This is a genomic window from Mesorhizobium sp. M7D.F.Ca.US.004.01.2.1 (assembly GCF_003997785.1).
Classification (GTDB): Bacteria; Pseudomonadota; Alphaproteobacteria; order Rhizobiales; family Rhizobiaceae; genus Mesorhizobium; species Mesorhizobium loti.
This window is the reverse complement of record NZ_RZRQ01000136.1, coordinates 1-15362: the sequence shown is the minus strand read 5'-3', so window position 1 is coordinate 15362 and position 15362 is coordinate 1. Positions and strand designations below refer to the sequence as shown.

General features: G+C 61.3%; 11 protein-coding genes and 2 pseudogenes. 2 read left to right on the top strand and 11 right to left on the bottom strand.

Annotated features, from left to right (window positions below; translation table 11 throughout):
* Positions 1–499: 499 nt before the first annotated feature.
* Positions 500–1639, bottom strand: coding sequence for a porin (locus tag EN993_RS19040; protein ID WP_063169258.1), 1140 nt, complete (start codon positions 1637–1639; stop codon positions 500–502).
* A 681-nt stretch (positions 1640–2320) separates the two neighbouring features.
* Here EN993_RS19040 and EN993_RS19035 point away from each other — a divergent pair.
* Entirely contained in the window at positions 2321–2677 is a 357-nt protein-coding gene (locus tag EN993_RS19035) for a hypothetical protein (RefSeq protein WP_024505577.1), read from the top strand.
* 464 nt (positions 2678–3141) lie between these two features.
* Positions 3142–4468 (top strand): annotated as a pseudogene (hemN, locus tag EN993_RS19030) (oxygen-independent coproporphyrinogen III oxidase).
* Between the two features lie 234 nt (positions 4469–4702).
* Here the strand turns inward: hemN and EN993_RS19025 are convergent.
* The 10 genes and pseudogenes from EN993_RS19025 to EN993_RS18980 form a co-directional block, all read right to left on the bottom strand.
* Positions 4703–6346 carry an MFS transporter gene (locus EN993_RS19025; RefSeq protein WP_063169257.1) on the bottom strand — a complete coding sequence of 548 codons (1644 nt, stop codon included), beginning with the start codon at positions 6344–6346 and terminating at the stop codon, positions 4703–4705.
* A gap of 173 nt (positions 6347–6519) precedes the next feature.
* Positions 6520–7503, bottom strand: coding sequence for a beta-ketoacyl-ACP synthase III (locus EN993_RS19020; protein WP_127264538.1), 984 nt, complete (start codon positions 7501–7503; stop codon positions 6520–6522).
* Positions 7500–8765, bottom strand: coding sequence for an adenosylmethionine--8-amino-7-oxononanoate transaminase (locus EN993_RS19015; RefSeq protein ID WP_127264537.1), 1266 nt, complete (start codon positions 8763–8765; stop codon positions 7500–7502). The genes EN993_RS19020 and EN993_RS19015 overlap by 4 nt, the downstream gene beginning before the upstream one ends.
* Positions 8765–9400: a dethiobiotin synthase gene (gene bioD, locus EN993_RS19010; RefSeq protein ID WP_063169254.1), complete on the bottom strand. Its 636-nt coding sequence runs from the start codon at positions 9398–9400 to the stop codon at positions 8765–8767. Before bioD ends, EN993_RS19015 begins: the two co-directional genes overlap by 1 nt.
* Positions 9397–10536, bottom strand: a complete 1140-nt coding sequence (locus EN993_RS19005) for an 8-amino-7-oxononanoate synthase (protein WP_024505572.1) — start codon at positions 10534–10536, stop codon at positions 9397–9399. Before EN993_RS19005 ends, bioD begins: the two co-directional genes overlap by 4 nt.
* Positions 10533–11501 carry a biotin synthase BioB gene (bioB, locus tag EN993_RS19000; protein WP_224570943.1) on the bottom strand — a complete coding sequence of 323 codons (969 nt, stop codon included), beginning with the start codon at positions 11499–11501 and terminating at the stop codon, positions 10533–10535. The genes EN993_RS19005 and bioB overlap by 4 nt, the downstream gene beginning before the upstream one ends.
* Before the next feature lie 174 nt (positions 11502–11675).
* Positions 11676–12557, bottom strand: a complete 882-nt coding sequence (gene nadC, locus EN993_RS18995; RefSeq protein WP_063169252.1) for a carboxylating nicotinate-nucleotide diphosphorylase — start codon at positions 12555–12557, stop codon at positions 11676–11678.
* Position 12558: 1 nt separating this feature from the next.
* Positions 12559–14100, bottom strand: a complete 1542-nt coding sequence (locus EN993_RS18990) for an L-aspartate oxidase (RefSeq protein ID WP_063169251.1) — start codon at positions 14098–14100, stop codon at positions 12559–12561.
* Positions 14097–15071 (bottom strand): quinolinate synthase NadA, encoded by a 975-nt coding sequence (nadA, locus tag EN993_RS18985; protein ID WP_063169250.1) that lies wholly within the window; start codon positions 15069–15071, stop codon positions 14097–14099. The genes EN993_RS18990 and nadA overlap by 4 nt, the downstream gene beginning before the upstream one ends.
* 62 nt (positions 15072–15133) lie before the next feature.
* Positions 15134–15362 (bottom strand): annotated as a pseudogene (locus tag EN993_RS18980) (hypothetical protein); the annotation flags it as partial.

Sequence of the window (15362 nt, the reverse complement as noted above, 5' to 3'; positions counted from 1 at the left end):
ACGCAGCGGTGTGAGACGGGCATTCTTGTGGATGTTCATTCGGACCCTCCGATGGATGCTGAAGCGTGGTAACTCCAGTCTCCTCGGTCCGGTCCGAATGGACAACCTCTCGAAAGCTCACACCTAGGATGGGTGCTGCCACGCGGCTCGGACTCAGCGTGCATTATCACGTAAATGTTGAGAGAATGAATGGCGCCGCGAAGGGCAATTCCAGCCGTCCAAAGCGACAGGCGTGTCGCGGCCTCGACATTGCAGTGGCGCTTACCTAACACGGCCTCACACTGCCCTCTAAACGGCCCCGAATTTGAACTGACGGCCCCTGGCCGGTTCATCGGGCAGGTCAAGGGCTAGGTGTAGTACACAGGGCTCATAACTTTCAGTTTCTAGTTGGTACGATGGGCCGTGGACGGTCGATGCAGACTTCAAGATGGCGAACGAAGCTCTCCATGCGTGCGTTGTCGAGGCAAGTGCCTTTGCCATGCTCGCGACTGGAGAGATTTCAAAATGAGCCTTGTAAGCGGAGAATGCCGCCGACGCTGTTCGGCTTGCTCGTGCCCTTGACGGCGGTAGGCTCGGCAGGGCCGAGGCCAGAGTTGCCGTAGTGGTCGTAATCGACCTCGGCTGTGACCGTGAAGCCGGGAACGACCATGTAGGCGACGTTTGCAGCCACACCAGCATCCTTGAGCTGATCACCCGAGACCTGAAGGTTGAACGAAGTTTTCTCGTCAAACTCGTAGGTGGCGCCCGCCCAGAAAGCCCACTGGCCGTTCCAGATTTTGTACGAGCCGCGCCCATGATTGGCAATTGCGCCGTTTGAGTCCTCGTTGAGACTGGCATTGGAACCGTAGCCGAAGAGTCCAAACAGCGACAGCTGGTTTGTGACAGCGACGTCGACGCGGATCTTGCCGGCAAAAGCTTCGTAATTGCTGTCATAAGCCGCGACGCCGATGATCGAGCCCCAGCCTTGCGTGTATTTCAAGCCGGCGACAACGTGCGGAATATAGCTGTCGATAGTACCGGCTGAGCCCGATCCTTGTTCGAGCGAAATCACAGTCGAAATGCCGTTGCCGGCGTCGAAGTGGTACTGAGCCACGTTGGTGTCGAAGCCGGCCGACGGAACGAGCATACTATCGAGAACGTTGCCAGCGTAGCTTGCAAACGTATCGAAGGCCGACCCCTCCTTGCCAACTCGCAGGCCTCCCAGCTCGACCCAGGCAGAAGCCAGTGCGAGGCCGCTGTTGAAATCATAGTTCTGAGGACTGTCATGCGAGTTAGCGCTGTTGCCAAAATTCACCTGGGTTTCGGTATAGGTCGTCAACGCGCCGAGCTCGGTCTGCTGGCCGGTCCAAGTTTTGAACGTGAAGCGTGTGCTGTTTCGCCAAGTGCCTTGGTCCTCGCCAGTTCTCACGTCCGAGGTTCTTGCGCTGTCATACGATCGGACGTCACCCAGGCCGATATCGTAACGGACATAGCCGCCGATGCGCAGGCAGGTCTCGGTGTTGGGAATATAGGAATATCCCGAGCCGAGGACGTCGCAGATCTTGATGTACTCGGCCGGTTCCCGCTCGGCGCCAGCTGCTCGACCGACGGAAATGGTCATCAGAGCAGTTAAGCCGAGAAGAGGACTCTTGATGTACATGTCTAGATCTCCATGAAGGAATAAAAAGGATAGAGGCGAAAGAGCAAGCTTTTCCTCTAAATTTTGTGCGTGTTGTCTCCAATATGTGGACGCCAAAGCGCTTGACACGAGAGGTGAGCCAGCGTAAAAGCCACATGTACTTATAATAGTGTTTTCTGCTAGGAGATTCATTATCGTTTACATGTGAAACACTCCGGTCGGACCGCTGCAGCTCTCCGAATAGAGCAGCAAGCGACATGCCAACCTGAAGCGTAGATGCGGCCGACACCAAAATCGGGCCGACGCGCCTTCGTCTCGCTGGAATCACTTTTTTTGAGGGTCACTGCGAAAAGAAATGTGCGACACGGTTCGCCATGTTCGATATGTGACAGTCTCGTTTAACAGCGACGGCTTCCCGTCTGACCGCAACGGAGGCCGCGCCATCCGCTACCGAGAAGGATCACTGCGCGTACGCTCCGCAAGGGCTGCGCCAGGAACAGAGGGCGTGCACGTCCGAGGCGTCGCATGGTGGCCGCAGCACCTTTTCGCCGCTGTAAGTTCGCCGTGCAGGTACATTGCGCGGCCGGAAGCGAGAGGGAGCGCACCCTGAAACGGCTGCCTACGGCTCGCCTCGAGTAATTGGCGATGAACAGTATTCTCGAGAACTTAGTCTCGACGGAAAGAGCAACGAAAGGAAGCCGCTTGGACGAGCACGATCCGAAGGAAGAACCGATCGAGACCATTTTCCGCAACGGCACAATCACTGCCGTGGGTATCCTGCTTGCCTTTTCCCTCGGCTTCCTCACTCATTGGGCCGCGAACCCCTTGCCATGGCAACTCTACGATCTGTTCGCCGTAGTGCCGATCCTGCTCGGCATCGCACTGCAGATGAGAGCGCTGTCCATGCTGCTCGACATGAGTTCCTTGCGGCGCCCCATCTACGAACGCGCCAATCGCATTTTCATGGTCGGCCTCATCCAGACCGCGTGTGGCGTCGGCATGGCCATCTTGGTCGATCTTTTCGGGATATCGGTAGGGGGCACGCTGCCCGGCGCTTGACGACAAGCCACACCGCTCTTCGCTCGAAGCGACGTCAAGCCGGGGAACCTTGTGCACCCCCTAGCGGCGTCCTCCTTTCATCAAATGAGCCGACGTCAGCTTTAGAGCGTCTCGGTGGCTAAAGCCGGTATGGTTTTTCGGCCGGCAGGGAAGGCCGCTGGCTGGACCTGGATGGCGTCTGAACGAGGCTTGACAGGTCCGTTGCGTCGGACATGAATTTCGCATTGCAAAGTTCTTCCGCAGACGCCTCAAGCACACTGCACTGGCGTCACGTACTCAGACGTTGAATGCGGCACCGCACCATCACCTCAGGCGCAACCATGGCACGCGCGCTCCCCGGCGTGGTTGACCCCATCCTGTCCAAACGAGACTGCGACATAAGCGGGACGCACTGACTTAGGTCAGAGACCAGGACGAGCGCGCAACGAAAGAATGATGGATGAGCGACGTGGGATGACAGCTCCTTGCACACCTCAATCCTGACAAAGTACCGGGACCCCCGGCCGCCTTGGTATACCATCTATCCGACTGTGCCAGACTTCTCTGCGGCAGTTGGTGCTGACGATTATGAGGAATGGCTGGGGGGCCTCCCGGCCGACGAATCGGTGTCGCTCTATTTCCACATTCCGTTTTGCCGATCCATGTGCTGGTATTGCGGCTTCCCTACCGCGGTCATCCGTCGCAACGGCCCGATCCTTAATTATTTAGCGGTGCTGCGTCAGGAGATCAGTTTGGTGTCGGAGCAAGTGCGGCAAGGGCTGCCGGTGAGCGATGTGCATTTCGGCGGCGGAACGCCTCACCTTATCGGGCCAGCCGAGCACTTGGCGCTGATGGAATTTCTACGCCGCCACTTCGCTTTCAGCAAAACTGCTGCGATCGCCGTGGAGATCGATCCCCGAACGTTCACACCGGAAATGGCCGAAGCCCTGGCAGCTAACGGTGTCAACCGCGCGAGCATCGGATGCAGAGCTTTGATCCCGATGTGCAAAGGCGATCAATCGGATCCAGAGTAAGGTGCAGACGGCCGCTGCAGTCCAAAATCTCCGCCGGCATGGCGTTGGCCATATCAACTTCGACCTCATCTTCGGTCTACCGAAACAGACTGTGCAGTCCTGCATCCAGACCGCGATGGCTGCGGTCGCCATGCGCCCCAACCGGCTTGCGGTGTTCGGATACGCGCATATTCCTTCCGTGATAAAGAATCAGCGCCTAATCGAGCAGGCAGGTCTACCGGACGGCGATCTTCGCGCCGAACAGGCTGCAACTGTCGCCGAGACACTGGTTGGCGCTGGCTACCGGGAGATCGGGCTCGATCATTTCGCTCCGCCGGACGACGAACTTGCGCTAGCGCCAGAAGACCGGGCGCCTACGGCGTAATTCGCTGGGATACTCGGCCGATACTTGCAAAACGTGATCGGCTTCGGCGCGTCGGCTATTGGCCGAGTCCGCGAGGGGTATGTTCAGAACGAAGTAACACGGGATTCTTACGCCCGGCACATCGCAAGTGGACGTCTGGCGACATCAAAGGGTCACCGTCTGACCGACGATGACCGGGTGCGCGCAGCGATCATCGAGCGACTGATGTGCGATTTGGAGGCCGACGTGCCGACCATCTGTGCCGCCCACGAAATCGAACCAGCTCGTTTTCTCGATTCAGTTGAGAGTTTGGTGACGCTGGCTGAGGAGGGGATCCTGGACGTCGAAAACGGCTTCATCCGCGTGCGGCCGGAGCACCGCTTTGTTGTTCGCGCCGTTGCTGCTGCATTCGATGCTTTTCTCGCGAATCGATGAGTTGAGGCCACGACGCCGAAAGGCATCAGACCTTGTTTGGCGCTCGTCGGCATGGGCTCTCGCAGAAGACTCCGCAAGCGTATGCAGGGGACTTCCACTTGACGCCGCGTTCACCATCATCTCGCCTGGGTGCGCGCGAAAGCGCACAACCCGGAGCACGCTGCTCTCGGTGTGAGGCTGTGCTCTGCAAAGCACCGGTGATCCACCCTGTCCCTGGACAGCAGCTTGATGGCGTCATCTTGGAGGACGAGAAAAGATTGTCGAGGTACGGGTACGAATTGCCTCGGTCGTCCGTTCAATCGAAAGCACTGTCTGCGGAGGCACCTCTCCTTCATGCAGTGACAGGAGATGCTGGGCGACTTCCTTATCTGCTGCGGTGAGTCGATGATTTAGGCGGAGAAAGTCCATCCAGGTGGGGGTGCGGAATGTCTCCGTCCAAAGTGACGGTGTTTGCAGATTTCGCTGGAGCGTCCAGTTTCGTGCACCGGCACGGCTCTGGACGTGTCGCCGCGTGCGCATGGAGCCCAGAAAGGCCTCGATATTTTCCTCCGATATCAAATACTCGACCTTGGCCACGATAGGGCCACTTCTGGGTTTCAGATCGAGAGCCACGTCCGGCGGATGAAAAACTGAACTTTCTTGATCGGTTTCTTCCCAGGGACGGACCGGCAACACGATCCCCGCTGCTGCAACCAGCAACAGAGCGCCTGCGGCGCCCTCCAATGCTGAGGTCAAGGAATAGTTTTGCGCGACAGAACCCCAGATCCAGCTGCCAGCAGCCATACCGCCTGCGCTCAAGGCGTAGTAAATGGAGAGCGTGCGGCCTACAACCCACCTTGGGCTTGCCAACTGCACCGACACGTCAATGCCCGTCCAGGTGATAAGCCAACCCGCTCCGCCGAGCGCCAGCGAAATGGCCGCCACAGGAAGCGACGATGTAAGGGCAAGGGAGAGGCAACAGACTGCACAAGCCACAGAGGCGAAGGCCACCAGCCTGTTTTGAGACGTGACCTTCCTCAAGAAGCCGTTGCCCATACCCGCGATGAAAGCACCCATGCCGAAGCCGGCCAATAAGATACCGTAGACAATTGGCCCACTCTTCAACTGATCCCGGACGACGAGGGGGAGCAACGCCAGAATGGAGATGCTTGCCAACCCGAAAAGAGCGGCTCGGGCGGTCGCTGCCCTGATCTCCAAAGACATCGCCGTAAAGCGCACTCCGTCATGAATTGCCGTCGTCATTCTCTCACGAGGGAGAGGCGAAGAGCGGACCTCCCATTTGGTGCGCCATATCGCGCTTATGGGCGCCAGATCACTCACCGCAGCCAAGGCGAAAGCGGCCAGCGGCCCAAAGACGGCCAGGATCACGCCCCCCAAGGCTGGACCAACGCTGCGCACAATGTTGTATCCGACGGACATAAGCGTCACTGCGGCCGGAATGTCGCGTTTGTGAAGGATATCGCCGACCGAAGCGTGCCAAGCCGGATCATTCAAGGCAAAGCCGCAGCCGGCCAGGAAACCTAACCCGAGAATCAGCCAAGGACTGACAAATCCCAGACCCACAGAAATCATCAGCGTCGTCGACGCCGATGCTATCAGGCAGTGTCCCGCAAACATCACCCACCGGCGGCTGAAGTTGTCGGCAATGGCTCCGGCGAAAACTGAGAGGAAGAACACCGGCAATGTGGATGCGGCCTGGACGAGTGCCACCATGAGGTCGGACGCTGAAATCGTTGCCATAAGCCAACTGATGGCGACCGTTTGCACTAGCCAACCGAGGCTGGAAATCTGGGTGGCCGCCCAAATTGAGCGAAACACCTTGTTTCGAAATGGGGCGAGCGTCTTTGAAACGGGCGGTTGGGGATTTTCGCTCTGCATGAGGTATTGCTGGCCTTCGATGAGCGCTGCGATTTGAGCAAGCGGGTCGATACTTAGACATCGCGGAGCACCGCACGGACCCCAGCTCTATGGAGCTTGCCGGCGACTATTTGCGTATTGAGCCATTCTCATAGTCTCATTCATGAGCAGTCCTGTGCGCAAGCATTGCTTTGCTAAATTCCCACCACAAGCGCGCCGCCGCTGAGACCCGCACCCGCTGCCGCCAGAAGAATTTTCTCGCCAGGCCGAAACGGCTGCGCCCGATGGGCCAGCGACAATGAGAGCGGGATCGTCGCGGCGGAAGAGTTGCCATATTCGGCGATCGTCTTGACGATCGAGTGATCAGCGATGCCGAGGTTCCTGCCGACCGCGTCGAAAATGCGCGCATTGGCCTGATGCGGCACGAAACGATCGAGGTCTTGCGGCCTCAGTCGGGCAGCAGTGAGCGCATCTCTCGAGCAGGCGGTCATCATCTCCACGGCCTTGCTGAATACTTCACGGCCGTCAGTGATCGTCATCCGTGTCTGCGCGAGGTCGAGGTCGGCATGGAACGGAGTGTTGCTTCCCCCGGCGGGAATCTGGATTAGCCCGTAGCGCGAGCCGTCGGAATCCACCGAAGCGCCGAGAATGCCTCGATCCGGGTCATCGCAAGGACTGATCACCATGGCGCCGGCGGCATCGGCAAACAGCACGGCGCTGGCGCGCTCGGCCAAATTGATGCGGTGGCTGAGGATGTTGGCGGCGATGACAAGGCTCGCTTTGCCGTGCAGGCGGGTGAACCCGTCGGCGAACATCAGCGCATAGATGAAGCCGGCGCAGGCGCCGGTCAGGTCGATCGCTCCGGCGCGGCCTAGCCCCAGCCGATGTGCGACCAGCGGCGCGCTTGGCGGCAGAAGGTGATCGGGCGTCGACGTGGCGAGCAAGAGTAGACCGACGTCGCCGCGGTCGATACCGGCATTGGTCAGCGCCATGTCGCCGGCAGAGGCGGCAAGGCCCGACAGCGTGTCTTCGTCTGTTGCCCAGAAGCGCGAGCGAATTCCGGTGCGCCGCTCGATCCAGCCGGGCTCAAGCCCGAGCCGGTCTTCGATTTCCGGGTTCTCGACCTTGCGCGTCGGCGCATGATGGCCGAAGCCGAGAACGCGCGACGATAGGTTCATGGCCGCGAGCCGAAGCGTTCGCCGGCCTCCTCTATCGCGTCATAGAGCCCGTCCAATTCGTCGCTGGTGATGCAATAGGGCGGCAGAAGATAGAGGACATTGCCGAGCGGGCGCACCAACAGGCCGCGCTCAAGGAAAAAAGCGCGCAGTTTTGGCCCGATCTCGGCCAGATAACCGGCTGAGCCGGTGCGTAGGTCGAGTGCCGCGATGGTGCCGGTTGTCCGGCAGTCGGTGAAATATGGATTGTCCCGGAAGCGTTGCAGCCCCGCGGCCTGCCTCGCGCTCAAGACCGCGATCCGCTCGGCCACCGGCTCGTCACGCCAGATCTCGACATTGGCAAGTGCTGCCGCGCAGGCGATCGGATTGGCGGTGTAGGAGCTCGAATGGAAAAACGTCTTCTTGCGATCCTCCGAAAAGTGAGCGTGGAAGATGGCATCGGTGGCGATCGTGGCGGCCAGCGGGATGGTACCACCGGTCAGACCTTTCGAGGTGCACAAGATGTCGGGCGAGACGGACGCCTGTTCGCAGGCAAACATGGTTCCGGTGCGCCCCCAGCCGGTCATCACTTCATCGGCGATCACGAGCGTGCCGGAGGCTTCGGCGATCCTCTTCAATTCGGCAAGAACCCAGGCCGGATACATCAGCATGCCGCCGGCGCCAAGCACCAGCGGCTCGACGATCAGCGCGGCTGCGCGCCGGTCGCGGCTAACGGCCTCGAACCGATCCAGCGTTTCCTGCTCGCGCCCGGCGGCCGGGAAGGGGATGGTGTCGACCTCGAACAGCAAAGGCTCATAGGCGGCGTTGAAGACGCCACGGGCGCCGACGCTCATCGTGCCGATGGTGTCGCCATGATAGCTGTGCTCCATGACGGCGATGCGCGAACGCGACGCGCCGATGTTACGGAAATAGCCGAGCGCCATCTTCAGCGCGACTTCGACTGAGGTCGAGCCGCTGTCGGAATAGAACACCCAATCGAGTCCGGCGGGAGCGAGGCCGACAAGCGCCTTGGCCAGGCGCTCTGCCGGCTCGTGGGTGAAGCCCGAAAAGATGATCTGGTCGAGGCTCGAGGCGGTCGTCTCGATGGCCTTCATGATGCGGGGGTGGCGATGGCCATGGGTGACGACCCACCAGGAAGAAATCGCATCGAGGATGCGGAAGCCGTCGGCCTTGTGGAGATAGGCGCCTTCAGTCAGCACGATTTCAGGGAGCGAGGGCTCTAGCGCGTGCTGCGTGAACGGATGCCAGACTCGAGACTCCGCCATCAGTCGCCTCCGGCAATCATGGCCAGGTCGAAGCCGGAAATCATTGCATCTCTCAACGTTTCACCCGTCAGCGGACCGAGGTGCGGCAGCCTGCCCAGCTGCGGCACGCCGCCGAATTCCACGATTGTCCTTTGTGTATCGGCCACCTCTTCGCCAATGAAGGCAATGCCGATGAGCGGGATGGAGCGGGCTCTCAGGGCCTCGATCGACAACAGCGTATGATTGATGGTGCCAAGCGCGGTGCGGGCGCACAGTATGACCGGCAGCCGCCATTGTTCGAATATGTCAATGAACCTTGTCTGTCGATTGAGCGGCACCATCAGCCCGCCGGCGCCTTCGATGACGAGCGGTGTCGGCAGGACCGGAAATGAAAGATCGTCGGCCTCGATCGCGACGCCGTCGATTTCGGCTGATCGATGCGGCGACAGCGGCATCGTCAGTCGATAGACTTCGGGCAGCACGCGTCCGTCGGGCAAGCCGGAAAGCCGGGCGACGACCTCGCTGTCGGTCTCCTCGTTGAGGCCCGATTGCACCGGCTTCCAGTAGAAGCCGTCGAGCAGCCCGGCAAGTCCGGCCGAAAACACTGTCTTGCCAATTCCAGTGTCTGTTCCGGTGACGACGATGCGTTTGGTCATGCTGTGGCCAACACTCCGACGAGAGCCTCGACCATGGCGGAAATGTCGGCTTCGTCGACGTTGAGAGTCAGCGAAATGCGCAGGCGCGACGTACCCTCAGGCACTGTCGGCGGGCGAATGCCGCGTATGTCGAAGCCGCGTGCCTGCAGTCCTGCCGCCACCGCCATGGTGCGGCTGTTATCGCCGATCACAAGCGGCTGGATCTGCGAGCCGCTGGGCATCACGCCGCAGCGTTCGGCCAATTGCCGGCTCGCGAAAGCGACACGCTCGTGCAACTGAGCACGACGCATAGGCTCGTCAGACAGAATAGTCAGCGCCTCACGTGCCGCGACTGCCATCAGCGGCGATGGTGCGGTCGCATAGATGAATGGCCGGCACCGGTTGATAAGATAGTCGCACAGTGTTCGCGGTCCGGTAACGAGCGCGCCGGATGCGCCAAGCGCCTTGCCGCATGTGTGGAGCGTGACGATGTTGTCGCGGCCTTCATACGCGGCGGCCAGTCCCCGGCCGTCCGGTCCCCAGACGCCGGTGGCATGCGCTTCATCGACGACGATGAATGCCTGGTACCGATCAGCCAGCGCGACCAGGCTCTCCATCGGCGCACGGTCGCCATCCATGCTGTAAAGGCTTTCGAAGGCGATCCACACCCGCCCCATGCCGCCTTCGGCGCGCCAGCGGGTGATTGCGTCCTCGACAGCGTCGACGTCGTTGTGCGCGGCCAGCTTGAACTCAGCGCGCCCGGCCTGGGCACCCTCATGCATGCTGGCATGAGCGAGCTCGTCGAGGACCAGCAGGTCGCCTTTCTGCGGCAGGGCCGTCAGCAGAGCGAAGTTGGCGATATAGCCGCTGCCGAAGAACAGTGCACGCTCGGCTCCGAAAAATGCCGCTGCGTCCGCCTCCAGTTGCTCATGTTCCGGTGCATTGCCGCGCAACAGCCGCGATCCGGTGGCGCCCACTGGCGTGCCCCGCGCAATCGCCGTCGAAACCGCATCGCCCAGTCTTTTGGAGGCGGCAAGTCCGATATAGTCGTTCGACGAGAAGTCGAGCCCGGCGCGCGGTGCGAGCGTCCGCAACCGGTCCTTGCGCCCCAGTCCCCGCAAGGTTGCGTCATAGCGGGCAAGAATTGCCTCCTTCATTGCGTGGCGAGTTCCATAGGCTCAATGCCGAGGCGCCGGAACAGAAGGGTATCCTTGTCCTCGCCGGGATTTCCCGCCGTCAGCAGCGTGTCGCCGACAAAGATCGAATTGGCGCCGGCAAAGAAGCACAGCGCCTGCGTTTCGTCGCTCATCGCCGTCCTGCCGGCGGACAGCCTTACATAGGATTTCGGCATCATCACCCGCGCGAGCGCAACGATGCGGACGAAATCGATCGGATCGATGGCGTCGGCCGCGGCAAGCGGCGTGCCTTCGATGGGAATAAGCATGTTGATCGGCACGCTTTCCGGCGGCTCGGGCAGGTTCGCGAGCGTGACCAGCATGTCGATGCGATCGGTCTTTTCTTCTCCCATCCCGACAATGCCGCCGCAGCAGACTTTCATCCCAACCGCGCGCACGTGCCCAAGCGTTTTCAGCCGGTCGGCAAAAGTCCTGGTTGAAATAACCTCGCCATAGTAGCGCTCAGAGGTATCGATGTTGTGGTTATAGTAGTCGAGACCGGCCTGCTTCAGGCGAGCAGCTTGCTCAAGATCGAGCATGCCGAGCGTCATGCAGGTCTCCATGCCGAGGGCCTTGACGCCCTCAATCATGGCGACCACAACGTCCATGTCGCGCTCCTTGGGACTTCGCCACGCCGCGCCCATGCAATAGCGCGTTGCGCCGCCATCACGCGCCTTGGCCGCTTCGTCGATGACATGCTTGACGTCCACCAGCTTCGACGCCTTCACACCGGTTTCGTAATGCGCAGACTGGCTGCAATAGCCGCAATCTTCGGGGCACCCGCCGGTCTTGATGCTAAGGAGCCGCGACAGCTGCACTCGGTTTCGATCGAAGTTCTGGCGGTGGATCGTCTGAGCCAGGAACAGCAGATCGTTGAATGGCATGCCGTAGATGGCCTCGGCCTCTTTGCGGTTCCATCGCGGAGGCGTTCCGTCGACCGATTGCATGGTCTGGTTCACGTCGAACTCCGAGTTCATTCCAATCGTCATCGTCAAACCTTTGTTTGCTAGTCCGGTACGCCTTCTTGGCTTTGGGGCGCACTCGCTAAAGGCGAGCTGCGGCACGTCTTTCCAGCACCTCCTACGCCTGCCGAGCTGATGTTGCTCCTCACGCCGTAATCCTCAGTTCAAGTGCTTGCAGATGTTCTGGTGGTCCGGCATGTCCAGGCCGATGTCGAGGATCGGGGCGCTGTGCGTCAGCCAACCCATGGAGATGAGATCGACACCGGTCGCCGCAATCGCCGCCGCCGTTTTCGGCATCACCCGACCGGACGCCTCGGTGATCGTACGGCCATCCACTATAGAAACCGCGCGGGCAAGATCCTCGACCGACATATTGTCGAGCAGCACCGCGTCAACACCAATCGCGAGCGCTGCATCGAGCTGCTTCAGCGTGTCGACCTCGACCTCGACCTTCACCATATGCCCTGCTGCGGCGCGCGCCCGCTCTATTGCTGTGCGCATATCGCCGGCGATCGCGATGTGGTTGTCCTTTATGAGCACGCCGTCATCGAGGCCGAACCGGTGATTGGCACCGCCGCCGACGCGCACGGCGTATTTCTCCAATGCCCGCAGCCCGGGCGTCGTCTTTCGCGTCGATACAATCCTCGCCTTGTGACCGCGCACGGCCTCAACCATGGCCGCTGTGGCAGTGGCAATGCCGCTCAGCCGGCATAAGAAATTGAGGGCCGTGCGTTCGGCCGTGAGCAGGCCTCGTGCGGGTCCGGACAATCTTGCAATGGTTTCCCCGGCCCCAACCTCGCTGCCATCAGGGCGCCAGATCTGGATGTTGATCGCCGGTTCCACGAGAAGGAAGGCATACGAGACCAGATCGAGCCCGGCAACGACGCCCGCCTGCCTCGCTTTGAGCACCAACGTGGCAGTGCAATCATACGGGATAACCGCATCGGTGGTCAGGTCGCCGGATCTGCCCAGGTCTTCGAGGAGCGCAACGCGCACAATCGGTTCGATCAGGGTCGCGGGGAGGGGGGAGAATGAAGTCATATCAAGTGCTCCGTATGGTAGCCCGGCAATCGAGTGCGGCCGCGGCCCGCATTGCGCTGTGCAGTGTCAGCCGTGATGGGCGCACGTTGGCATCGTGGAGCGGGAAATCGGACCGACAGTGCGCGCCTCGACTCTCTTCCCGCCTCAGGGCCGCCGCGGCGATCATCAGTGAGACCAAAGCCGGACCAGAGGCAGCGACACTATTGGCTGCGATCGGCAGCAGGGTCGCCACCGCTTCGCGCATTGCCTCGCCGTCGCGGATGATACCCAGGGCGGCGGAGACAATCGGGCGGACCACGGAAGCGTCTGGTCGTGGAGGGACGAATGTGGAGCATCTGCGCGGTCGCCGGGTATACGACGTGCCGGCAACGCTTTCGGCAACCCAGCTCGCGGTGACCGCCGCTTCGGTGAGCGAGTTGCTGGCCAGGCGGTTGGCGCCGTGCAGGCCGGTACAGGCCACCTCACCGCAGGCCCACAATCCCTCGATGGAGCTGCGGCCGGCGCTGTCTACGGCGACGCCGCCCATGTGATAATGTGCCGCCGGGCGCACCGGGATCAGGTCGGTCGCTGGGTCGATTCCTGCGCTCCGGCACAATTCGGCGATGCCTGGAAAACGCTTGCCAAATCTCGGGCCGAGACTTTGCCGTGCGTCCAGGAATACGCGGCGTCCAACGGCAAGCTGGTGCCAAATGGCGCGCGCTACGACGTCGCGAGGCGCAAGTTCACCGCCAGGTGTGTCGGCGAGGAAGCGCTCTCCTCGCTCATCGATGAGCACCGCGCCTTCGCCACGCACGGCTTCGCTCACCAGCGGCATCGGCCGGCGCGGACCGTCGAGCGCAGTTGGATGGAACTGTATGAATTCCAAGTCGGCGAGTTCCGCCCCCGCCCATGCGGCGAGCGCCAGCCCGTGACCCCATGAGCCAGCGGGGTTTGTCGTGTCGCAAAACAGCCCGCCGACGCCGCCGGTCGCCAGCACCGCGCGACGCGTGGGCAGAGCGAGCGCGCCGGCTCGTCCTGCTGCGACCACGGCGATGACCGACCCGTCCTGCACGACCAGCCGGCGGACCTCCACATTTTCGATAATGGTGATCGAGGCTGTACGCCGAACCGCGGCGACGAGCGCGCGCACCAACTCGCGACCGGTGGCGTCGCCGGCTGCATGCACAATCCGCCGTCGCGAGTGTGCCGCCTCGAGCCCAAGTCGCAACGCGCGGTCAGGGTGCTGGTCGAAGTCGACGCCGAACCTTTGGATCGTCCTAATCGCTTCGGGTGCAGCTCGTACCACTCGCCGCACCGTGGCCTCATCGCAGAGTCCGTCGCCGGCAGCTATCGTGTCGCAAAGGTGAAAATCTGGGCCGTCGTCGCCCCCGAGACTTGCCGCAAGACCGCCCTGGGCAAGTTCACTGCAGGCTCCGGTTCCAAGCGGCGCGTTGGTCAAAAGCACGACCGGTTCCGGCGCCAGATGAAGCGCCGTCATCAGGCCGGCAATGCCGCCGCCGATGACGACCGGCGCCCCCGCGATTTCGCGAACCTCCAGACTCATAGGGAAAGCATGCGCTCGACCGCGCGGCGGGCGGGGCCGGCAATTTCGGGATCAATCCGGACCTCATGCCGGTTCTGCTCGAGTGCGGCGCGAATGTTGGCCAGGTTGATGCGCTTCATGTGCGGGCACAGATTGCATGGGCGAACGAACTCGACGTCGGGATGCGCGACCGCGACGTTGTCGCTCATCGAACATTCGGTCAGAAGGACGACACGCTTCGGTTTCTCACGCTCGACATAATCCGACATCGCCGCGGTCGAGCCGGAGAACTCCGCCTCCGCGACAACGTCTGGTGGGCATTCTGGATGGGCCAGCACGATGACGCCTGGATGGGCATCGCGCAGTTCCCGGATGTCTGCTGCGGTGAAGCGCTCATGCACCTCGCAATGGCCTTTCCAGGCGATGATCTCGACGTCTGTATCGGCTGCCACGTTCCTCGCCAGATATTCGTCCGGGAGCATCAGCACACGCGCCACGCCAAGCGATTCCACCACCGCCTTGGCGTTGCCGGACGTGCAGCAGATGTCGGACTCCGCTTTTACGGCGGCGGAAGTGTTGACGTAAGTAACAACGGGGACCCCCGGATACCGCAGCCGCATTAGCCGCACGTCGTTTGCCGTGATCGATTCGGCCAGCGAGCAGCCGGCGCGGAGATCCGGGATGAGCACGGTCTTGTTCGGATTGAGCAGTTTTGCCGTCTCGGCCATGAAATGAACGCCGGCAACCACGATGATGTCGGCGTCGACCGTCACCGCCTTGTGGGCCAACGCCAGGCTGTCGCCGACGATGTCTGCCACGCAATGAAAAATTTCGGGCGTCTGGTAATTGTGCGCCAGCACCACCGCATTGCGCTCACGCTTCAGCGCTAAGATGGCTTCAATATCGCCGGCGAACGCGGGCCATTCAACGGGTGGGATCACCCGCCGGACACGCTCATACAAGGACGCAGCCATAGGTAACGCCCCAGTCATTGGCGCCTCGATTATATTCGGTTTGACAATAAGGGAATATATCTACCTTGACTATAAGTATGTCAAGCCCGCGCCAGCGGTAATTTTGTCCCGGCGATAGCCCTGTCGTCGAGGACGGCATGCCGGAAGCGATAAAGCTTCGCCGGTCGGCCGCCCGTGTCGAGGGAGGTCTCCCCGGTCTCCTCAACAAGTTCCTGCTGCTCGACCAATCTCCGGAAGTTCGGCTTGTTGATCAGCCTGCCAGCCAAAGCTTCCACGGTTCGCTGCAGTTGCAGCAGCGTGAAGGAAGGC

Coding starts and splice junctions, on each gene's coding strand:
- EN993_RS18990 (WP_063169251.1), bottom strand. CDS start 14,100: ATGAGTCTGGAGGTTCGCGAAATCGCGGGGGCGCCGGTCGTCATCGGC.
- EN993_RS19025 (WP_063169257.1), bottom strand. CDS start 6,346: ATGCAGAGCGAAAATCCCCAACCGCCCGTTTCAAAGACGCTCGCCCCA.
- bioB (WP_224570943.1), bottom strand. CDS start 11,501: ATGCAATCGGTCGACGGAACGCCTCCGCGATGGAACCGCAAAGAGGCC.
- EN993_RS19040 (WP_063169258.1), bottom strand. CDS start 1,639: ATGTACATCAAGAGTCCTCTTCTCGGCTTAACTGCTCTGATGACCATT.
- EN993_RS19015 (WP_127264537.1), bottom strand. CDS start 8,765: ATGGCGGAGTCTCGAGTCTGGCATCCGTTCACGCAGCACGCGCTAGAG.
- nadC (WP_063169252.1), bottom strand. CDS start 12,557: ATGACTTCATTCTCCCCCCTCCCCGCGACCCTGATCGAACCGATTGTG.
- EN993_RS19005 (WP_024505572.1), bottom strand. CDS start 10,536: ATGAAGGAGGCAATTCTTGCCCGCTATGACGCAACCTTGCGGGGACTG.
- bioD (WP_063169254.1), bottom strand. CDS start 9,400: ATGACCAAACGCATCGTCGTCACCGGAACAGACACTGGAATTGGCAAG.
- EN993_RS19020 (WP_127264538.1), bottom strand. CDS start 7,503: ATGAACCTATCGTCGCGCGTTCTCGGCTTCGGCCATCATGCGCCGACG.
- nadA (WP_063169250.1), bottom strand. CDS start 15,071: ATGACTGGGGCGTTACCTATGGCTGCGTCCTTGTATGAGCGTGTCCGG.